17 protein-coding genes are annotated in these 20,729 nt (G+C 71.7%); 9 read left to right on the top strand and 8 right to left on the bottom strand.

Going from position 1 to position 20,729, the window contains the following annotated elements:
• Positions 1–38: 38 nt before the first annotated feature.
• A complete protein-coding gene (locus ACQ0O7_RS37605; RefSeq protein ID WP_430789779.1) occupies positions 39–836 on the top strand; it encodes a hypothetical protein in 798 nt (265 codons plus the stop codon).
• On the opposite strand, the gene ACQ0O7_RS37600 is transcribed toward ACQ0O7_RS37605, so the two are convergent.
• Together ACQ0O7_RS37600 and ACQ0O7_RS37595 are read right to left on the bottom strand one after the other, a co-directional pair.
• The gene (locus ACQ0O7_RS37600; protein WP_430789777.1) at positions 837–3,794 is read right to left on the bottom strand and encodes a bifunctional [glutamine synthetase] adenylyltransferase/[glutamine synthetase]-adenylyl-L-tyrosine phosphorylase; all 2,958 of its coding nucleotides are present in this window, start codon (positions 3,792–3,794) and stop codon (positions 837–839) included.
• Positions 3,794–4,576, bottom strand: coding sequence for a type 1 glutamine amidotransferase (locus ACQ0O7_RS37595; RefSeq protein WP_430789775.1), 783 nt, complete (start codon positions 4,574–4,576; stop codon positions 3,794–3,796). The genes ACQ0O7_RS37600 and ACQ0O7_RS37595 overlap by 1 nt, the downstream gene beginning before the upstream one ends.
• 34 nt (positions 4,577–4,610) lie before the next feature.
• Here ACQ0O7_RS37595 and ACQ0O7_RS37590 point away from each other — a divergent pair, with 34 nt between their 5' ends.
• Complete coding sequence (locus tag ACQ0O7_RS37590) at positions 4,611–5,549, top strand: quinone oxidoreductase family protein (RefSeq protein ID WP_430789773.1); 939 nt, start codon at positions 4,611–4,613, stop codon at positions 5,547–5,549.
• Positions 5,550–5,633: 84 nt separating this feature from the next.
• The gene (locus ACQ0O7_RS37585; protein WP_430789771.1) at positions 5,634–5,990 is read left to right on the top strand and encodes a VOC family protein; all 357 of its coding nucleotides are present in this window, start codon (positions 5,634–5,636) and stop codon (positions 5,988–5,990) included.
• Here the strand turns inward: ACQ0O7_RS37585 and ACQ0O7_RS37580 are convergent.
• Both ACQ0O7_RS37580 and ACQ0O7_RS37575 read right to left on the bottom strand, forming a co-directional pair.
• A complete protein-coding gene (locus tag ACQ0O7_RS37580) occupies positions 5,983–6,675 on the bottom strand; it encodes a helix-turn-helix transcriptional regulator (RefSeq protein ID WP_430789769.1) in 693 nt (230 codons plus the stop codon). The two genes, ACQ0O7_RS37585 and ACQ0O7_RS37580, sit on opposite strands and share 8 nt — an antisense overlap.
• A 33-nt stretch (positions 6,676–6,708) precedes the next feature.
• The gene (locus ACQ0O7_RS37575) at positions 6,709–7,134 is read right to left on the bottom strand and encodes a DUF350 domain-containing protein (RefSeq protein WP_430789767.1); all 426 of its coding nucleotides are present in this window, start codon (positions 7,132–7,134) and stop codon (positions 6,709–6,711) included.
• 164 nt (positions 7,135–7,298) lie between these two features.
• Here ACQ0O7_RS37575 and ACQ0O7_RS37570 point away from each other — a divergent pair, with 164 nt between their 5' ends.
• Positions 7,299–7,931, top strand: a complete 633-nt coding sequence (locus ACQ0O7_RS37570; RefSeq protein WP_430789765.1) for an RNA polymerase sigma factor — start codon at positions 7,299–7,301, stop codon at positions 7,929–7,931.
• On the top strand, positions 7,928–8,584 hold the full coding sequence (locus ACQ0O7_RS37565) for a hypothetical protein (RefSeq protein ID WP_430789763.1): 657 nt from the start codon (positions 7,928–7,930) through the stop codon (positions 8,582–8,584). Before ACQ0O7_RS37570 ends, ACQ0O7_RS37565 begins: the two co-directional genes overlap by 4 nt.
• 208 nt (positions 8,585–8,792) lie before the next feature.
• Here the strand turns inward: ACQ0O7_RS37565 and glnA are convergent, their stop codons facing one another.
• Entirely contained in the window at positions 8,793–10,145 is a 1,353-nt protein-coding gene (glnA, locus tag ACQ0O7_RS37560) for a type I glutamate--ammonia ligase (RefSeq protein ID WP_430789893.1), read from the bottom strand.
• A gap of 112 nt (positions 10,146–10,257) precedes the next feature.
• On the opposite strand from glnA, the gene ACQ0O7_RS37555 reads away from it, so the two are divergent.
• Positions 10,258–12,009: an NAD+ synthase gene (locus tag ACQ0O7_RS37555; RefSeq protein WP_430789761.1), complete on the top strand. Its 1,752-nt coding sequence runs from the start codon at positions 10,258–10,260 to the stop codon at positions 12,007–12,009.
• A 62-nt stretch (positions 12,010–12,071) separates the two neighbouring features.
• Positions 12,072–12,902 (top strand): 3-methyl-2-oxobutanoate hydroxymethyltransferase, encoded by an 831-nt coding sequence (panB, locus tag ACQ0O7_RS37550; protein ID WP_430789759.1) that lies wholly within the window; start codon positions 12,072–12,074, stop codon positions 12,900–12,902.
• A gap of 191 nt (positions 12,903–13,093) precedes the next feature.
• Here panB and ACQ0O7_RS37545 read toward each other — a convergent pair whose 3' ends face one another.
• Entirely contained in the window at positions 13,094–14,611 is a 1,518-nt protein-coding gene (locus ACQ0O7_RS37545; protein ID WP_430789757.1) for an RNB domain-containing ribonuclease, read from the bottom strand.
• 148 nt (positions 14,612–14,759) lie between these two features.
• Positions 14,760–17,528, bottom strand: coding sequence for a hypothetical protein (locus ACQ0O7_RS37540; RefSeq protein ID WP_430789755.1), 2,769 nt, complete (start codon positions 17,526–17,528; stop codon positions 14,760–14,762).
• On the opposite strand from ACQ0O7_RS37540, the gene ACQ0O7_RS37535 reads away from it, so the two are divergent.
• On the top strand, positions 17,509–18,516 hold the full coding sequence (locus ACQ0O7_RS37535; RefSeq protein ID WP_430789753.1) for a hypothetical protein: 1,008 nt from the start codon (positions 17,509–17,511) through the stop codon (positions 18,514–18,516). The two genes, ACQ0O7_RS37540 and ACQ0O7_RS37535, sit on opposite strands and share 20 nt — an antisense overlap.
• 48 nt (positions 18,517–18,564) lie before the next feature.
• Positions 18,565–19,419, top strand: coding sequence for a hypothetical protein (locus tag ACQ0O7_RS37530; RefSeq protein ID WP_430789751.1), 855 nt, complete (start codon positions 18,565–18,567; stop codon positions 19,417–19,419).
• A 231-nt stretch (positions 19,420–19,650) separates the two neighbouring features.
• Here ACQ0O7_RS37530 and ACQ0O7_RS37525 read toward each other — a convergent pair whose 3' ends face one another.
• On the bottom strand, positions 19,651–20,676 hold the full coding sequence (locus ACQ0O7_RS37525) for an aspartate-semialdehyde dehydrogenase (RefSeq protein WP_430789749.1): 1,026 nt from the start codon (positions 20,674–20,676) through the stop codon (positions 19,651–19,653).
• Between the last annotated feature and the right edge of the window lie 53 nt (positions 20,677–20,729).

The raw sequence follows: 20,729 nt of genomic DNA, 5'->3' as shown, positions 1-20,729 counted from the left end.
CGCCACCGTCGTTGGGCACGGTGGGAGGACGAGGCCACATGTGGAACTGCGTCAATTGTGGGGAGCGCAACAGCCTGCCGGAGGAGTGCGCGTCGTGTGGACGCCCGAGGCAGTCGCTGCTGCCGTGGGAGGCCCCGCCGCGGGCGCAGATCTGGGAGCCCGATCCACCGGCACCGCTGTGGATACCGCAGCCCGCCGAACGCCGGCCGGCCGAGGAGCCGATGCGCAGCCGGATCCTGCCCGCCCTGCCGATCGTCGTCCTGATCGGCGCGCTGGCCACCGCGGTCGTCCTGGGCGGACCACGGCTGTTCGGGACCGACCGGCCGGCGCGGACCAGCCCGGCGGCGGTGGCCACCGCTCCGGCGCCCACCCAGAGCCCGGTGCCGATCTTGGAAAACACCGAGGAGGATACCGAAGAAGACGCCGAGTTCCGCCTGGTACGCATCGACCCGGAGGTCACCGATCCGCGGGCGGAGAAGGTGGCGGCCCTGTTCGAGACGTTCTTCACCGGCATCAACGAGCGCGACTACCGGGCCGTCGCGAGCGTCCTGGACCCGTCCGGTGAGCTGAACCCGGGCGAGGCCGGGCAGATGGCCGCGTTCGCCGAGGGCACGTCGACCACCCGGGACTTCGACGTGGTGCTGCGCGACGTGGCGCCGGCCGCGTCCGGGCGGCTGCGCGCCGAGGTGACCTTCCGCAGCAGCCAGGACGCCGGGCACGGGCCACCGGAGCGGCCGGACGAGACGTGCACCCGGTGGCGGGTGCTCTACCTGATCAGCACCGATCGCGGCCGGTACCGGATGGTCCAGGCCGACGCCTCGACCGAGCCGTGCTGATCAGGACTCCAGCACTCGTTCCATCGCGGCCCGGGACCGCCGGGTCAGACGCAGGTAGCGGTCCACGAACTCACCCGGGTCGCCGCCGTCCAGCAGGAGCACCGCGCCCGCCAGCTCGGCCCCGTGCCGGGGCAGCTGGTCGGTGGGCCGGCCGCGGACCAGGGTGAGGGCGTTGCGCACCTGGGCGGCCAGGGTCCACCCGGCCGCCAGCTCGGCCGCGTCCGGCTCGCTGATCAGCCCGGCCCCGGCCGCCGCCGTCAGGGCCTCCAGGGTGCGGGTCATCCGCAGCTCGGGCCGGGCGTACGCGTTCCGCAGCTGGGTGAGCTGCACCGCCCACTCCACGTCGGCGAGCCCACCCCGGCCGAGTTTGGTGTGGGTGTTCGGGTCGGCGCCGCGCGGCAGCCGCTCGGTCTCCACCCGGGCCTTGATCCGCCGGATCTCGATCACCTGCTCGCGGGTCAGGCCGCCGTCCGGGTAGCGGACGCCGTCGGCCAGGCTCTCGAACCGGCGGCCCAGCTCGACGTCACCGCAGACGAACCGGGCCCGCAGCAGCGCCTGCGCCTCCCACACCTTCGACCAGCGCTCGTAGTACTGCCGGTAGGCGGGCAGGCTGCGGACCAGCGGACCCTGCCGGCCCTCCGGGCGCAGATCGGCGTCGACCCCGAGGGCCGGGTCCGGGGCGGGCGCGTTGAGCAGCCGGCGGATCTCCTCGGCGATCGCGTGCGCGGCGGCACTGGCGTCGGCGTCCGGGCAGCCCTCCGGCTTCTCGTAGACGAAGAGCACGTCGGCGTCGGACGGGTAGCTCATCTCGTAGCCGCCGAGCCGGCCCATCCCGATCACCGCGAACCGCAGCCCGTCCGGCCCCGGTTTGGCCCGGCGGGCGATCCGCAGTGCGGCGTTCAACGTGGCGTCGGTGACGTCGGAGAGGGCCACCCCGATGCTGTCCACCCCGAGCGGCCGTTCCGGGGCCAGATCGCCGCCCTGGCTCAGGATGTCGGCGCTGGCCAGCCGGAACAGCTCACGCCGGCGCAGCGCCCGGACCGCGGCGATCGCCTTGACCGGGTCGGAGTGCCGGTCCCCGGCCGCGGCGAACCCGTCCAGCAGTGTGGCCCGGGGGCGGGGCTGGAGTTCGGCGTCCTCGGCCAGCAGCCGCAGCGCCTCCGGATCACGGGTCAGCAGGTCGGTGGCGTAGCGGGAGAGGCTCAGCACCCGGGCCAGCCGGCGGGCCACCGGTCCCCCGTCGCGCAGCAGCCGCAGGTACCACGGGGTGCTGCCCAGCTTGTCGGAGACCACCCGGTAGTTGAGCAGGCCGCGGTCCGGTTCCGGGGCGTCGGCGAAGTCCTGCAGCAGCATCGGCAGCAGGGTGCGCTGGATCGCCGCGGTCCGGGTCACCCCGCCGGTCAGCGCCTCCAGGTGCCGCAGGGCGCCGGCCGCGTCGGCGAACCCGAGGATCTCCAGCCGCCGGCGGGCCGACTCGGGGACCATCCGCAACTGCTCGGCGGGCACCCGGGCGACCGCTTCGAGCAGCGGCTGGTAGAAGAGTTTGACGTGCAGGCGCCGGACGCTCGCGGCGTGCCCGACCCAGTCGGACCGGAACGCCTCGACGGCGTCCCGGCCGGGCAGGGCGGTGTAGCCGAGGGCCGCCGCGAGCCAGCGCAACGCGTCCGGGTCGTCGGGGACGGTGTGCGTACGGCTGAGTCGTTGCAGTTGCAGTCGATGTTCGACACCGCGCAGGAAGCGGTAGCCGCGGACCAGTGTCTCGCCGTCCTGACGGCCCACGTATCCCCCGGCGACCAGCGCCCGCAGCGCCGGGATCGTCCCGCCGTCGCGCAGCGTCTCGTCGATCCGGCCGTGCACCAGTTGCAGCAGCTGCACCGCGAACTCGATGTCACGCAGCCCGCCGGAACCGCGTTTGATCTCCCGGTCCTGCTCCTTCTTCGGGATGTTGTCGATGATCCGGCGGCGCATGTCCCGGACGTCGGCGACCGCCTCCGGCCGTTCCGCCGCGTGCCAGACCAGCGGCGCCAGGTCGGCGATCCACTCCTGCGCCAGGGGCAGGTCACCGGCCGCCGGGCGGGCCTTGAGGAGGGCCTGGAACTCCCAGGTGCGGGCCCAGCGCCGGTAGTACGCCTGATGGCTGGCCAGGGTGCGGACCAGCGGGCCACGGCTGCCCTCGGGACGCAGCGCGGCGTCCACCGGCCAGGCCACCATGCCGCAGATCTCCATCAGCCGGGCCGCGACGATGGTGCCGGCGCTCAGGTCCTCGTCCCCGGCGGCCACGAAGATCACGTCGACGTCGGAGACGTAGTTGAGTTCGTTGCCGCCGCACTTGCCCATCGCCACCACCGCGAGACGGGGCTCCGGCGTGGTCTCCGGGAGACCAGCGACGGCGATCGTGTACGCCGCGGCCAGGGTCTCGTCGGCCAGCCGGGACAGGGCCGCCATGGTCGGTTCCAGGCCGCGGCCGGCGGTCAGGTCGGCGGCGGCGATCCGCAACAGCGAGATCCGGTACGCCTTCCGCAGCGCCGGCACGGTGAGCTGATCGAAGTCGGCCAGCCCGCCGTCGGCCTCCGGCGGCAGCCCGGTCCGGCCGGTGGCCAGCGCCCGCCAGTCCTCCGGGTTGGCCACCAGATGGTCACCGAGCGCCGACGACGCCCCGAGCACGGCCAGGAACCGCCGCCGCAGCCCGTGGTCGGCGCCGAGGGCGGCGAGCATCTCGGCGGCCCGGGACTCGTCGCCCCGGCCGGCCGACTCGGCGATCCGGTGCAGCTGGCGCAGTGCCAGGTTGGGGTCGGCGGCCTTGGAGAGGGCGTCGAGCAGCCCGGCGGCGTGCTCGTCCGCGGGGGCCTGTGCCTCGATGTCCCACAGCCGCAGGCCACCCGGCCCGAGCAGATCGGTGGCGCGGGCGCCGTCGTCGGCGAACCCGTACCGTGCCAGGCGGGTGGGCGGCCGGGTCATCACTGCCCCAGCAGTGGCAGGGTGCGACCGGTCGGGTTCGGTATGTCGGCGTCCGGCAGGGTGCCGAGGGCGAGCGCGGCGAACCGCTGCGCGAACGGCTGCCACACCTCCTCCACGTCGGCCAGCGCGGCCGAGGTGGCCAGCACCACCGCCTCCGGGTCGTAGCCCAGCTCGGCCAGGCCGTCCGCGTCGTCACGCGCCCAGTCGGCGATCATCGCGGCGTCGCACTCGATGTGGAACTGCAGGCCCCAGGCCCGGTCGCCGATCCGGAACGCCTGATGCGGGAAACGGCTGGAGGCGGCGAGCAGCACCGCGTTGGCCGGCAGCTCGGTGATCTCGTCACGGTGCCACTGCAGCACGTCCGGCAGCAGCGGCACCCATTTGAACAGCGGATCGTCGTCGGCGGCGTCCCGTTTGGCGACCAGGCCGGGGCCGATCTCCGGGCCGGCGGCGCTGCGCTCGACCAGCCCGCCGTTGGCCCGGGCCAGGATCTGACCGCCCAGGCAGACGCCGAGGGTCGGCACCCGGTGCCGGACCGCCTTGCGCAGCAGCCCCTCCAGCCGGGGGAACCAGGGCGCGCCGGGTGCGCCGGAGGCGTCCGGATAGGCGTTCTGATCGCCGCCCAGCACGATCAGCGCCAGGTGGCCCTCCGGGGTGTCCGGCAGCTCGTCGCCGGCGTGCGGCCGGAGCACGGTGAGTTCCAGACCGGCCTCGGTCAGCCAGTCCCCGAGCCGCCGGAGGTCGTCGGTCGGATCATTCTCGATGACTAGTGCGGTGCCCACCCCCCGAGGCTATCGGAGGCGGTTTGATGAAGGCATGCTCGCCGCCGTGATCACCGCCTTCGGCGGGCCGGACGTGTTCGCGCTGGACGACGTCCCCGACCCGGTGGGCGGCCCGGTGCGGATCGACCCGATCCTGATCGACGTGACCCTGGCCGGGGTGGATCCCGGCGACCTGGCCCGGCGGCGGGGCTTCGGCGGGCCGCCGCTGCCCGCCGTCCTCGGCGCCGACGTGGTGGGCCGGCGCCGCTACGACGGCCGGCGGGTCGCCGCCCTGCTCGGCACCGGCGGCGGGTACGCCCGGGTGGCCGCCGCCCCGGCCCGGCACGTGGTGGAGATCCCCGACGAGGTCGGCGACGCGCCCGCGCTGGCCGTGCTGGGGCCCGGCCTGACCGCCTGGCACTGCCTGCACACGCTGGGCCGGATCGACCCGGACGACGTGGTGGTGGTGACCGCGGCGGCCGGCGGGGTCGGTCATCTGGCGGTGCAGATGGCGCGGGCCGCCGGGGCCCGGGTGATCGGGCTGGCGTCCACCCCGATGCGGCGGGAGTTCGCCCGGGGCATGGGCGCGCACGCCACCGCCGACTCCCGGCATCCGGACGTGGGCGCGGCCCTGGACGAGGCGCCCACGCTGGTGCTGGACGGGGTCGGCGGCCGGATGTTCACGCAGCTGCGGGCGGTGCTGGCGCCGTTCGGGCGGATGGTCACCTACAGCGGGCCGGTCGGCGCCTTCACCGCCGACGAGGTGCGGGCCACCTCGACCGGGGTGCTCGGTTTCGCCCTGCCGCGGCTGCTGGACGACGAGGAGCTCTACCGGTCCAGCGCGTCCCGGCTGTTCCACCTGGTCGGGCGGGGGCTGCTGAATCCCCGGGTCGGCGGGGTGTACCCGCTGTCCCGGGTCGGCCGGGCACACGCCGATCTGGAGGACCGGGTGGTGTCCGGGCGGGCGGTGATCGACGTACGCCGCCTGGATTGATTCTTTCGAAAACACCGACAGGACGGTGTCGGCGGCGGCTCGCAGAGTGGACGGAGCCTGTCGATAACGATTGAGGAGTTCGCCATGTCAGCGGTGAACGGGATCGGCTGGTTCCAGATCGGCACCGACCAGCCGGCGGAGGCCGAGCGGTTCTACGGCGGATTGTTCGGCTGGACCTTCGCCGACGGCGCGCCGGGGTACCGGTTCGTCAGCACCCCCGGCCAGGACGGCCCACAGGGCGGCATCGCCGACACCAGCGGCGGCGGCCCGAACCACGCGGTCTTCTCGATCATCGTGGCCGACGTCGACGCGACCTGCGCGGCCGCCGAGGAGGCCGGCGGCAAGGTGCTGATCAAGCGGGTCACCGCGACCGGGATGCCGATCGCCCACCTGCTCGACCCGGCCGGCAACCAGTTCCAGATCTACACACCGGTCAGCTGAGGGTCAACGGCCGCAGGCGGTGTGGGATGTCCAGCCCGACCTCCGCCAGCGCCCGCGGCCGGACCGTCTCCCGGGTCGGTGTCACGGTGACGATCCGATCCGGGCGGAACACCCGCACCGCGTCCCGCAGACGGCACCAGGCGATCAGATACCACCGCCCACGGGCCCCGACATAACCCAGCGGCTCGATGTCCCGGCTGGTCACCGCGCCCAGCCGGTCGACATAGCCGATCCGCAGCACACAGCCGACCGGGAGCGCGCCACCGGCCAGCCGGGGCAGCTCGGAGGCCGGGGTGTCCCCGGTGAGCTGGATCCGGCCGGCCAGGTCACGGGCCCCGGCCACGTCCTCCGGGCGCATCGCGGCGAGCAGTTTGCGCAGCGCGCTGGCGGCCGGCTGCCGGAACGGGGTGCCCGCCATACTCCGCAGGGCGAGCGCCATCGCGACCGCCTCCTCCGGGGTCAGGTTGACCGGGGGCAGCGTGTGCGCCCGGTCCAGGCAGTAGCCCCCGGTCCGGCCGGGCTCCGCGTAGACCGGGGTCCCGGACTGCTGCAACGCCGCGATGTCCCGCTCGACGGTGCGCACGCTCACCTCGAAACGCCCGGCCAGCCAGCGGGCGCTGCGGGGCCGTGGGGCCACCGCACGCAGCTCCTCGACCAGGGCGTACAGACGATCGGTACGGTTCACCCCCGGGACGTTAGCCCGGGGGTACGACGTTTCTCAGGCGATACACGCGCAGACGATGACCGCCGCCCCGAAGTGGGAGGCCGCACTGACCAGCGCGCCCGGGTGCTTCTCCTGGGTGCAGATGACCTCGCCCAGCTTGCCCGGGGTCAGCCAGTCCAGCACCAGGAAGGCCAGCCCCATGATCGCGATGCCGATCAGGCCGAACAGCACCGTCGACGCCAGGCCCTGACCGAACGAGTCCCAGGTCGTGAAGATCGAGGTGAAGACGATCGCCGCGATACCGAGCTGATTGGCCGACAGCAGCAGAGCGGCGTTCGGGTTCTTCTCGACCCAGATCAGGTCGCGCAGTTTGCCCGGCGTGAGCAGGTCGACCAGAACGAATCCGACCGCCATCAGCCCGATGCCGACACCCCCGAACACTATGCTGCGCCCGGCGCCCTCAAGCAGATCCTCCAGCACGGCTTCTCCCTCATCATGTGTAGTCCGTCCAAGACCGTATCGGAGCCGATCTACCACGTCGATCGGACGCCGGGACCAGTGGTGACGTTTTTCCGCCAGGTGGCGCTGTACCAGGGGAGCCCGCATGCGGCGTGCGGGCGGAACGAGGGGTCGGTGGTCGACGGATGGTGGACGCGGAGGACCTCGACGCCGTCGTACTCGCGGCCCGATCGGGTGACGAGGGGGCGTTCCGCCTGCTCTACCGCACCCAGCAGCCGGCCCTGCTGCGCTACCTGCGGGTCCTGGTCGGTGAGGACGCCGAGGACGTCGCCTCCGAGGCCTGGCTGCAGATCGCCCGTGACCTGCGGACCTTCTCCGGCGGCTGGGACGGGTTCCGGGGCTGGACCGCGACGATCGCCCGGCACCGGGCGATGGACCTGCTGCGCTCCCAGCGGCGGCGGCCACAGGCCAGCACCCCGGTCGAACTGCTGACCGAGATGAGCGCCGGCGACGATACCGCGGACCGCGCGCTGGAACTGGTCACCACCGACGCGGCAGTCGCCATGATCGCGTCGCTGCCGCCGGAACAGGCCGAGGCGATCATGCTGCGGGTGGTGGTCGGCCTGGACGCCACCAGCACCGGGAAGATCCTCGGACGGCGGGCCGGCGCCATCCGTACCGCCGCCTACCGGGGTCTGAAACAACTCGCGGCCCGCCTGGGCCAGCCCGCGCACCCTCCCCCGGAACAGCGCCGATCCAGCTCGTGGACCGGCCCGGTGACGACTTCGGCCGCGCATGCGCTGAAGGAGATGAGATGACCAGCCCCGAGGAGTGGACCCCGATGGACCGGACGACCGCGGACAGCATGCTGCGCGGCCACCGGACCGGGCATGCCCTCGACCCGGTGCTGAGCGCCGTGCGGGCCCCCGGCACCGGGGACGAGCTGGCCGGCGAGGAGGCCGCGATGGCGGCGTTCCGGGCCGCGGCCGGGGCACCGGCACCGCACCGGCGCAAACCGTCCGCCGTTCAGGCCTGGATGACCCGGATGATGACCCTGAAGGTGGCGGCGGTCGCGTTCGCCACCAGCGCGACGGTCGGTGGGGTGGCCCTGTCCACCAACAACGGGGCCATGCGTCCCACCCCGGCCGGCTTCCCGGAGACGTCGTCGGCCGTCCCGGTCACCCCGAAGGTCGTCAAGACACCGATGCCCGCGTCATCACCGTCGCGCCGGGCCGCCACACCGTCCGCCACCCCGAAGAAGGCCACCGATTGGTGTACGGGGTGGCGCCGCGACGACGACCGGTCCCGTGAACATCTCAAACGGGACTGCCGGCCGCGCAGCAACGCGCCATCGCGGTCCGGCCGGGACCGGGACCGCACCAGGTCCACCGACCGGCCGTGGCCGGGCGGCGGTGGACGCGACGACAACAGCGGTGGGCACGACGACACCAGCGGGCCACCACGCCGCTGACACAAGCCGGCACCCGGCGGACCGGATCTGGGGAACGGGCGGTCCGCCGGGTGCCTTCAGCGGTCGGTTGCCGACGCCTGGTCGCCCCCACCAGGCACACGGCGATCGCACCAGCCAGGCGGTGACGGCTCGGACACCGTCACCGCCTGGCGCCCCACGTGCAGAAGGGGGCCCGAGGGCCCCCTTCTGCACGTGGACTCCGGAAGAACTACAGCGCGCCCAGGTAACGCTGGCGCTCGTACGGCGTGACCTCGCGCCGGAACTGCTCCCACTCGGCCCGCTTGTTGCGCAGGAAGAATTCGAAGACGTGCTCGCCGAGCACCTCGGCCACCAGCTCCGAACCGGCCATCACGTCGATCGCCTCGGACAGGTTCTCCGGGAGCGCCTCGTATCCGGCGGCCTTGCGCTCGGCCGGCGACAGCGACCACACGTCGTCCTCGGCGCCCGGGGGCAGCTCGTAGCCCTCCTCGATGCCTTTCAGGCCGGCGCCGAGCATGACGGCGAAGGCCAGGTAGGGGTTGGCCGCCGAGTCGATCGACCGCACCTCGACCCGGGCCGAGCTGGGCTTGCCGAACGCGGGCACCCGGACCAGCGCGGACCGGTTGAGGTGGCCCCAGCTGACGAACGCCGGCGACTCGGTGATCCGGTCCGGCAGCTGGAGCGGGAAGAGCCGCTTGTACGAGTTGACCCACTGGTTGGTGACGGCGGTGATCTCCCGGGCGTGCACCAGCAGGCCGGCGATGAACGAGCGGGCCGTCTTGGACAGCTTCTGCGGGTCCTCGCTGTCGTAGAAGGCGTTGCGCTCGCCCTCCATCAGCGACAGGTGGGTGTGCATGCCGGAGCCGGGCTGATCGGTGTACGGCTTGGGCATGAAGGTGGCCCGCACCCCCTGGGAGAGCGCCACCTCCTTGACCACGTGCCGGAACGTCATGATGTTGTCGGCGGTGGTCAGGGCGTCCGCGTAGCGCAGATCGATCTCCTGCTGGCCGGGCGCGACCTCGTGGTGGCTGAACTCGACCGAGATGCCGATCCGCTCCAGCGCCAGCACGGCCTGCCGGCGGAAGTCCCGGGCCACCGCGTGGGTGGTGTGGTCGAAGTAGCCGCCGCTGTCCACCGGGACCGGCACCGAGCCGTCGTTGGGCCCGTCCTGGATCAGGAAGAACTCGACCTCGGGGTGGGTGTAGAAGGTGAAGCCCTTCTCCGCCGCCTTGGCCAGGGAACGGCGCAGCACGTGCCGCGGGTCGGCCCAGGCCGCGCTGCCGTCGGGGAGCAGGATGTCGCAGAACATCCGGGCGCTCTCGCCGCTGACCCCGCCCTCGAACGGGAAGACCTGGAAGGTGGTCGGGTCGGGCATGGCGACCATGTCGGACTCGAAGACCCGGGCGAAGCCCTCGATCGCCGAGCCGTCGATGCCGATGCCCTCCTCGAAGGCGGACTCCAGCTCGGCCGGGGCCACCGAGACGCTCTTGAGAGTGCCGAGCACATCGGTGAACCAGAGGCGCACGAAACGGATGTCGCGCTCCTCGAGCGTGCGAAGCACGAACTCCTGCTGTCGGTCCACTGCCACCCCTAGTCCGGATGTCTACCTATCGAGCCGAGACTACGCTGTTCACGGCTTGTGACGTCGGCCCGGGTCGGGATCAAACCGGCCGCCGAGGGGCAAGAATATGGGCATGCCCACGCTGCGCATCGCCCTCGCTCAGGTGAACTCGACAGTCGGTGACATTTCCGGCAATGCCGCCGCGGTTCGCCGCTGGTCCCGGCAGGCCGCCGACGCCGGAGCGCACCTGGTGGCGTTCCCGGAGATGATGCTGACCGGCTACCCGATCGAGGACCTGGTCTTCCGCAACTCGTTCGTCGAGACGTCCCGGCGGGCGCTCACCACGCTCGCCGCCGATCTGGCCGCCGACGGTCTCGGCGAGCTGGCCGTGGTGGTCGGCTACGTGGACGCCGACGGGCCGCCGGCGATCAGCGCCGACGCCGTCCCCGGGACCGGCCGGCGGGACGCGTCCGCGCTGCTGCACCGGGGTGCGGTCGTCGCCACCTACTACAAGCACCACCTGCCCAACTACGGCGTCTTCGACGAGGACCGCTACTTCGAGGCCGGTGACACCCTCACCGTGGTGCGGCTGGGCGGGGTCGACGTGGCCCTCACCGTCTGCGAGGACATCTGGCAGGCCGGGGGGCCGTTCACCGCCGCGCGGCGGGCCGGCGTCGGGCTGGTGGTCAACATCAACGCCTCGCCGTACGAGTTGAACAAGGACGACGTCCGGCTCGCTCTTGTGCAGCGGCGGGCGGTCGAGGCGGGTGCGGCGGTCGCGTTCGTCAACATGGTCGGCGGGCAGGACGAGCTGGTCTTCGACGGGGATTCGATGATCGTGTCGGCGGGCGGGGAGCTGCTGGCCAGGACGGGCCAGTTCAGCGAGGAGCTGCTGGTCCACGACCTGGAGCTGCCGGAGGCCGACACCACGCCGAACGCCTCCGCCGACCCGGTCGAGCCGGTCGAGGAGATGCGGATCGCGCGGTTCGACGCCGGCCTGGTCGCGGACCTCTCCGGCGAGCCCCGGGCCGGCGGCGTCGCCGAGCGGATCGAGGACGAGGCGGAGATCTGGTCCGCCCTGGTCCTCGGCCTGCGCGACTACGTGGACAAGAACCGGTTCCGCTCGGTCGTCCTCGGTCTCTCCGGCGGCATCGACTCCGCGGTGGTGGCCGCGATCGCCGTCGACGCCCTCGGCCCGGAGCGCGTCACCGGCGTCTCGCTGCCCAGCGGCTACTCGTCCGGCCACTCCAGGGACGACGCCGCCGACCTGGCCAAGCGCACCGGCCTGGACTACCGCACCGAGCCGATCCAGCCGATGGTCGACACCTTTCTGGCCAACATGTCACTGTCCGGCCTGGCCGTGGAGAATCTGCAGGCCCGGGTGCGCGGGGTGATCCTGATGGCGCTCTCCAACCAGGAGGGCCACCTGGTGCTGACCACCGGCAACAAGAGCGAGCTGGCGGTCGGCTACTCCACCCTCTACGGCGACTCGGTCGGCGGTTTCAACCCGCTCAAGGACGTGCCGAAGACGATGGTGTGGCAGCTCGCCCGCTGGCGGAACACCCAGGGCGACCCGCCGATCCCGGAGAACTCGATCACCAAGGCGCCCAGCGCCGAGTTGCGGCCGGACCAGAAGGACTCGGACTCGCTGCCCGACTACGAGATCCTCGACCCGATCATCAAGGGGTACGTCGACCACGACCTCGGCCGGGACGAGCTGATCGCGGCGGGCAACGATCCGGCCCTGGTGGACCGGACCCTGCGCATGATCGACCTGGCCGAGTACAAGAGGCGCCAGTCGGCCCCCGGCACCAAGATCTCCGGCAAGGCGTTCGGCCGTGATCGACGTCTCCCTATCACCAACTTGTTTCGCGAGGGTCTCTGAAGTGCGACGATGGGCGGACCCGGGGACCGCATCCGCGCGGCCTCGAGGGAGGAGTCAGTGACATGTCGGAGATTCCGACTTTGTACGGAGGCCCAGCCACCCGTCGCGTCCGCACCCGCGACCTGCTGAACGCCAAGGTCCGCGGCGACCGCTGGCCGATGCTCACGTCCTATGACATGTACACCGCCCGGATCTTCGACCAGTCCGGGGTGCCGGTCCTGCTCGTCGGCGACTCGGCGGCCAACAACGTCTTCGGCCACGAGACCACCATCCCGATCACCGTCGACGAGATGCTGCCGCTGGTCCGGGCCGTGGTGCGGGCCACCACCACCGCGCTGGTCGTCGGTGACCTGCCGTTCGGCAGCTACGAGGAAGGCCCCACCCAGGCGCTGCGCACCGCCGTCCGCTTCATGAAAGAAGGCGGCTGCCACGCGGTCAAACTGGAGGGCGGCCGCCGGATGGCCCCACAGATCGAGGCGATCACCGGCGCCGGCATCCCGGTGATGGCACACATCGGCTTCACCCCGCAGCGCGAACACGCCATCGGCGGCTACCGCGTGCAGGGCCGCGAGAACGAGGGTGCCGAGGTCATCTCGGACGCCCGCGCGGTCGCCGACGCCGGGGCGTTCGCGGTGGTCCTGGAGATGGTTCCGGGCGAGGTCTCCCAGCAGATCACCAAGGAACTGGCCATCCCCACGGTGGGCATCGGCGCCGGCCCCGACACCGACGCCCAGGTGCTGGTCTGGCAGGACATGGCCGGCCTGCGCACCGGCAAGGCCCCCCGGTTCGTGAAGCGTTACGCCGACCTGGCCGGCGCCTTGAGCGAGGCCACCCGGCAGTTCGCCGACGAGGTCCGGTCCGGCGAGTTCCCGGCCCAGGAGCACACCTTCTGATTGTGTACGGGGAACACCCGGCTCGGTGTTCCCCGCACCCTCCGGTGCCCGCCCGACGCCCTGGCTCGATAGCTTGCGCCCTTCGCCCGCCCGGGCTCGAACCCTCGGCTCGGGATTCCTCACCCCTCAGTTGATCTCGATTGGTGCGAGGTCGTTACCCGTACCAAATATTCGGACTTTTCCGTCTTTTGCTACGTCCGCTCGAACCGGACCGTGCGGGACGCCGGGTCGGCAGCCGTCAGGCGCACCCGGACCCGCTGGCCCAGCGGCAGATCCCCCAGGCACTTGGCGCGCACCGCCGGATCGTCCAGCGCGATCGTGCCCCCGGCCGGCCGTTTCGCCGACGGCTCGTCGCGGTCCAGCACCGCGGCGTCGAACACCTCACCGACCCGCCCGTGCAACAGCACCGCCTCGGCCAGATCGATCGCCCCACGATCAGCGGCCGACGCGACCCGGTCGGTGGCCGACATGGCCTTCGGGAGACGGGGCAACGCGCTCACCACCCAGTCGGGGACCGGGCTCCCGGCGTACAGGGAAAGGCATGTCTCCGTGGCGTAGCGGTCCGCGAGTCGCCGCAGCGGCGCCGTGACGTGCGCGTATGGCGCACCGACCCCACCATGCCCGACATCCGCCGGCCGCCCTCTCTCCCCCGCGCCGTTCACACCGGTGAGCTGCTCGCCGGCGTCCTGGTCCCCTGCCCTTCTCCTCCCCGCCGCGTCCTCGTTCTCCGCGGGCGCGGCGTCGTTGAAGGCCGTATAGCCGGCGCCGCGCAGCAGTTCGGCCGCCTGGTCGAGGAAGGCGGCGCCACGCGGATCCGCCGGATCGACGGCCGCCACCACCACACCGACAGGGGCGCCGTCCGGCCAGCTGATACCGAGCGGTTCGGCCGCGGCCCGCAACGTGGCGACCGCCTCCGGCTTCGGCGATGGCATGGTCCGCAGCATGCCGATCCCGCCGTCCAGCATGATCCGCGCCGCGGCCATCCCGGTCAGCAGAGAGATCTGCGCGTTGTGCTCCTCGATCGGCAGGGGCGCCCGCAGCACCAGCCGCCAGCCGTCCCCGTCCCGCTCCACCTCCTGCGACGGAAGCGGCAGGTTCACCGCACCCCGCTCGGTGGCCCGCCGGGCCAGCAGTTCCCCGATCTCCGGAAGCAGACCGATCGGCTCCGGAGCGGTCCCGGCGTCGAACTGCCGTTGCAGCCCCGCGTAGTCGAGCTGGGCCCGGCTGCGCACCCGGGCCCGTTCCACCCGGACGTCCACCGTCTCCCCGTCACCGTCCAGGTCGATGGTCCAGACGACGGCGGCCCGGTCCCCACCCGGCAGCAGACTGACCGCCTCCTCGCTGAGCACCGGCGGATGCAACGGAACCCGCCCGTCCGGCAGATAGATCGTCTGCCCCCGAACCCAGCTCTCCGCCTCGACCGCCCCACCCGGCCGCACGAAGGAGACGACGTCGGCGATCGCATAGAGCACCCGGTACCCGCCACCCGGCCGCCGGCTCAGATGCATGGCCTGGTCAAGATCCCGGGATCCGGCCGGATCGACGGTCAAGAACGCGATGTCCGTACGGTCCACCGAAGGCAACCACCCCTCCCGAACCACCTCCCCCGCCTCCACCAGCACCGCCGCCGGAAACTCGTCCGGCAACCCCAACTCCCGCCGCAGCCCCGAGAAGTCGATCTGCGGCGCCACCACCCGTTTGATCGGCACGCCCCATTACTACCAGGGCCACACCCCACGCCGGCCGGGGCACAGGCGAAAGCGGCGCGCCCCCACCGCCGGGAACACGCCGCTTTCGGCCTATCCGCTTTCGGCCGAGCCGCACTCGGCCCAGTCGCCTACCGCCGCCGGGCCACCGTCACCGGCGCCCCGCACGAGCGGTTCGCGCACTTCCCGACGTACTCCCGGCTCCTCCCGCGTCGACCCCCGAACTCCGCCCGGCCCGCGCAGCCTTGGCCGCGTTCCCGGTCGAGCTCCCGGCCCCCGCCGCCACCGACTTGTTAGCCGCCCGCCCCGAAGCACTCCGCCCACCCGCGGCGTTAGCACTCTTGGCGCCGGCCCCAGTGGTACCGGCCTTGGCCGTAGCAGCCTTGGCATTCGTGGCCTTGGCAGCAGTCTTCTTAGCCACCGTCACCTTGGCCGCCGTCGCCTTGGTGCCAGCAGCCTTGGCGGCAGCACCCTTCGCCGCAGTCGCTCTCCCAGCAGCGTTCTTGGCAGGGGCCGCCCTACTTCCAGCCCTCGCAGACTTCACCGGCGCGGATCGACCTGTCGCAGCCTCAGCGGTAGTGGCCTTGGCGCCAGTGGCCTTAGCAGTGGAGGCCTTGGTCGCCTTGACCGCAGCCGAACCAGTCTTCTTAGCCGCCGTGACTTTCGTGGCAGAGCCACCGCGGGTCGCACCACCACCTGCTTTAGCCCCGGCCGCCTTAACCGCAGTCGACTTCGCCGCTTTTGTCCCAGCCGCCTTGGCCGTCGCCCCAGTCGCAGTCGCCTTAGTAGCCGTCGCTTTCGCAGCCGTCGCTTTCGCAGCCGTTGCTTTCGTTCCAGCAGCCTTGGCCGCCGTGGCCTTGGCCGCCGTAGCCTTGGCCGCCGTCGCCTTGGTCCCCGCCACCTTTGCAGCCGTCGTCTTTGCCGGGGTCGCCTTGGTCGCTGTGGCCTTTACGGCCGTAGCCTTAGCTCCGGTCGCTTTAGCCCTGGTCGCCTTAGCTGCCGTGCTCTTCGCCGCAGTCGCTTCAGCCCCGGTGGCCTTAGCCGCTGTGCTCCTCGCCGCGGTGGCGGCCTTACCACCAACCGCCTTCGCAGTAGCGGACCTCGCCGCGGTCCCAGCCGCCTTTGATGCTGCCGCCTTCGATGCTGCCGCCTTCGACGGCGTGGCCTTTGACGGCATGGCCTTTGCACCGGTCTTGGCGGCGGTCGCGTTGGCTGTCGCGGCTCTGGCACTCGTGGCCTTGACCCCAGCGCTCTTCGCAGCACCGGCCGACTTCACAGGCGTGGCCTTCTTCGCAGCCGCCTTGGCCCCGGTCACCTTCGCTGCCGTGCTCTTCGCCGCTGTAGCCGTCTTACCCGCGGCCCCCGCCGAAGCAGCCTTCGCAATCGGCGCCCTGTTTCCAGCCGCCTTCGTCGCCGTCGCCTTGGCCCCGGCCGCTTTAGCCCCAGCCGCCTTCGCTACAGCAGCCTTGCCCGCCGTGGCTTTACCCGCCGTGACCTTGCCCGCTGTGCCCTTGTTAGCCGTGACCTTGCCCGCCACGGCCTTGTTTGCCGTGGCCTTGGTCGCTGTGGCCTTGGTCCCGCCCGTCTTCGTCGCCGGCGATTTGGCGCCGCGCGCGTTCGTCGCGGCAGCCTTGGCCGCTGTCGTCGCGGCTGACTTCGTGGGTGTCGCCTTGGCTCCTGTCGCTTTGCCCATCGACTTCGAAGCCACCGGCCTGGTAGCCGTCGCTTTCGCAGCCGCCGTCTTCACCGCCGTCGTTTTCGCGGGGGAATCCTTCGCCGCGGTGGTTTTCGCAGCCGTTGCCTTCGCAGCCGTTGCCTTCGCAGCCGTTGCCTTGGCGGCTGTTGCCTTGGCGGTTCCGGTTGCCCCGGCCGCCGACTTCGTGGCCGCGGAACTCGCGGTACGAGCCTTCGCGGCACCAGCTTTGGCAGTACCACCCCGGGCCGTCGCGGCTTTGGTTGTGGCGGCTTTGGCCGTGGTCGCCTTTGCGGCTGAACCTGCTGAACCTGCTGAACCGGTGGTCCGGGCGTTTCCGGTGCCAGCGGTCTTGGAGCGGGTCGACTTCGTGGCAGGGCCCGCGTTCGCCCGGGAAGCGGCGGGACGCCGGGATCGCCCGGCCCCGGCCGAAGTCCTCCGGGAACCGGCCGCCATCACCGGCCCAGACGTGGGCTCTTCGTCCGCGAGGTCCGTGTCCGAGGCCGCCGACGCGTCCGGGCCTTCGAGTTCCAGGCCGTCCACTTCGCCGCCGTCTGCGTCTACTTCGTCGTCCTCGTCCTCGTCGAGGGCTTCGTCGTCGACTTCTTCGTACTCTTGGTCTTCGTCTTCCTGATCGGCGGCGAGCTCGGCCCCGGCACGGGCGGCCTGGCCCGGATCGCGTCGGCGAAGATCATCCGACGAAGTCGCCGCAGGTACGTCATCGTCGGGGTCGTCCGCGAAGTCGTCGTCGAGGTCGTCCCCGGAATCGCCGTCGAGGTCGTCCGCCGAGTCGCCGTAGCCGGCCTGGGCGAGGTCGCCCGTGCGGCCGGGTTCGGTGACGCCTGCGGTTGCCGTGGCGATGCGGTTCCGGAGTACCTCGGTGGTGAGGGGTTCGCCGGCTTCGGTGGGGACGAGTTCGCGACCGTCCTCACCGGAGATCCGGGTGAGGGCCGACACCCAGCCTGATTCGACGGGGTTGGCCGGGCCGGTGTAGTCGTCACCCGAACCGTCGGACTCCTCATCACCGAGTGTTTCCAGGTCGGGACGGTCGGCGCCCCACTGGTCGGATTCCGCGTCCGGCTGCCCGGCGTGCTGCGGTGCGAACCAGCCGCCGGCGAACGGTGTACCCGCCGACTTTCCGGCACCGCCCACGCCGTTCCCGGCCTCGGGCTGGGACTCATCCCACCCGTCGTCCCCGGTGGAGACGGTGACCTGGTTCCGCGGCATGCTGCCCATCGCCGCGGCGACCCGCCGCGAACCGCCGGAACGACCAGAACGGCCGGAGGACTTCTCGGCCGGCGGCTTCACCCCTCGCCGCAACGCCACAACGTTCCCGGCGCCGCTCTGCCCGGTGGCGGCCTTCCCGACAGCCGCCTTGCCACTACTGGCCTTGCCACTACTCGCCTTGGCGCTACTGGCCTTGGCGCTACTGGTCTTGATGTTGGCGACCTTCGCGCTGACCGCCTTGGGACTGGTGGCCTTGGCCGCGGCGGGCCTGGCCCCGGCGAGCTTGGCGGTGGTGGTCTTCGAGGGAGCCTTCTTCGGCCCGGCAGATTTCGGGGTCGCGGGCGCTGCCGCGGACTTCCGGGTCGCGGGGGCTGCCGCGGACTTCCGGGTGGCTGCCGTCGCCGTCACGGTTTTGCCCGTCTTCGTCGCGGCGACGACGTTCTTGGCGGCGCTCTTTCCGGCCGCGCCTTTGACGGCACCGCTCTTCCCGGCCAATGCCTTCGCGGCGACGCTCTTCGCAGCCGGTGCCAGCAGTACCGTCTTCCCGCTGATCGTTCTCGCACCGGCAGGCTTCGCCACGGTCGACTTCACCGCGCCGGTCTTACCGCCACCGGCCTTCGCAGTACCGGACTTAGTGGCACCGGCCTTCGCAGTACCGGCCTTCGCGGTACCGGACTTAGTGGCACCAGCTTTCGCAGCGACCGGCTTGGCGGCGCTGGCCTTCCCGGCGACCGGCTTGGGGGCGCTGGCCTTCCCGGCGACCGGCTTGGCGGTACCAGCCTTGGCGGCAGCGGCTTTCGGGCCTCCGGCCGTCGCGGAAGTGCTGGCGGTCGCCCGGACCGTGGGCTTTTCCGGTGCTGATGTTCGGCTTCGCGCGAGGGATACGAGGCTTTCGGCATTCGTGGCGGTTCGGGCCGATACGACCCGTGATGGACGGGACTTGGTCGCGGCGAGGATCTTTCCGGCTGGCTTCACGGCGGACGCATGACCCTTTGCGGAGGATGCGGCAGCCTTCGCGGAGGGCACGGAAGCTTTGGTGGAAGACGCGGAAGTAGCGGTCTTCGCGGGAGCGGTCTTGCTGGCGGTTCGCTGGGTTACCACCTTGCCGGTGGTGGCGTTCCGCGCTCCGGCGGCGGACTTCCTCGTCGGAGCGGTAACGGTCTTAGCGGTGGAAGAGGTTTTCGCCGCGGTCGATTTGGCGGCAACGGATTTGGCCGGCGCTCGATTGGCTGTGGTCGCCTTTGCCGGAGCCCGATCGGTGGCGGCCGCCTTCGCCGAAGACGGTTTCACGGTGGTGGCTTTGGGGGCGGTTCTGGTGGCGGGCTTCGGGGCGGCCGACTTCACCGCCGCAACCGTTTTGGCAGGGGCCACTGTGGAGGGGGCGGCTTTGGAAGAGGCGGCGGCCTTGGTCGGCACGCGCGGCTTCACGATCTCGGCGGACGCCTTGGCCCGGCCGGCAGCCGAAACAGCACCCCGGCCGACGGCCGAAGCGGCGGCACGGGCAGGCTTCGGCGCGGCGGTGCGTGAAGACGCGGCGGCACGCGAAGACACGGCGGTGCGTGACGACGCGGCGGCACGGGCGGGCTTGGGCGCAGCGGTGCGCGACGAAACGGCCGCGCGCGCGGGCTGCCGGGGCGTGCCCGTCGTCGTGGTTCTGGGTGTGGTGGCCGCTCGATTACCCGTACCAGCAACCGGGGTTGATCTGGGTTTTGGAGAGGCCTTTTTGGCAGCGGGCATCGAGGTGTTCCTTTCGAATGACTGCGGGCGCGCCGGGAGAGGCGGTTTACGTCAGCTGGATTCCCCTGTCCAGCGGGCGTCCTCGGCATCCCAGTCGGCGTTGCGCTTCTCGGCGGTTTCGAGTGCCCGCGTCGCTTCGTCAGCCGTGGCGTAGGGACCGAGCCGGTATTGAGCGGGGCACACGTCGTCGCCGCTCTCCACCCGGTGGTCGCGGAGGCACCAGAAGTAGCCTTGTCCGCCCAGCCCACTGTCGTTCATTCCATCACTGTGCCGCTAAAACTAACTATGTGCTACCGATTCGGGCAAAATGTCCCGGATTTCCGTTGTGAAGAACACGAAACCGCCCCGGACGTACGGCGTCCGGGGCGGTTCGGGGAAGCGGAGGTCAGCCGATCTCGGCGGCCACCAGCTCGGCGATCTGGACGGCGTTGAGCGCGGCGCCCTTGCGCAGGTTGTCGTTGGAGATGAAGAACGACAAACCGTTCTCCGCGGTGGGGTCGACCCGGAACCGGCCGACATACGACGGATCGCGCCCGGCCGCCTGCAGCGGGGTGGGCACGTCGGACAGCTCGACCCCGGGCGCGGTCGCCAGGATCTCGCGGGCGCGGGCCACCGGCAGCGGGTTGCTGAACCGGGCGTTGACCTGGATGGAGTGCCCGGTGAAGACCGGCACGCGCACACAGGTGCCGGACACCAGCAGCCCCGGCAGGTCGAGGATCTTGCGGCTCTCGTTGCGGAGCTTCTGCTCCTCGTCGGTCTCGAAGCTGCCGTCGTCGACGAACGAGCCGGCCTGCGGGATCACGTTGAACGCGATCGGCTTCGGGAACACCTTGGACTCGGGGAACTCGACGGCCGAGCCGTCGTGGGTGAGCTCGGTGGCCCGGTCCGCGACCTTCTTGATCTGCTCGTCCAGCTCGGCCACCCCGGCCAGGCCCGCACCGCCGACCGCCTGGTAGGTGGTGGCGATGAAGGAGACCAGCCCGGCCTCGTCGTGCAGCGGGCGCAGCACCGGCATGGCGGCCATGGTGGTGCAGTTCGGGTTGGCGATGATCCCCTTCGGCCGGACCTGGGCGGCGGCCGGGTTGACCTCGGCGACGACGAGCGGGACGTCGGGATCCATCCGGTACGCCGACGAGTTGTCGACGATGACCGCCCCGGCCTCGGCGAAACGCGGCGCGAACTCCAGCGAGCCGCCCTTGCCGGCGGAGAAGAGCACGATGTCGAGGCCGGAGTAGTCGGCCGTGGCGGTGTCCTCGACGGTCACCTCGCCGGCGCCCCACGCGATGGTGCGGCCCGCGCTGCGCGCGGAGGCGAAGAGCCGGAGCTCGGAAACAGGGAACTGGCGCTCGGCCAGGATGCGGCGCATGACGCTGCCGACCTGTCCCGTCGCCCCGACGATACCGATCCTCATGGGCACCAAAGTACGGCCTGAACTGCGAGTAGAGAAATAAGGTTGTCCGAATG

Source organism: Actinoplanes sp. G11-F43 (assembly GCF_050589265.1).
Classification (GTDB): domain Bacteria; phylum Actinomycetota; class Actinomycetes; order Mycobacteriales; family Micromonosporaceae; genus Actinoplanes.
Note: the sequence above shows the minus strand (reverse complement) of the source record. Positions and strands in the feature narration are given on the sequence as shown.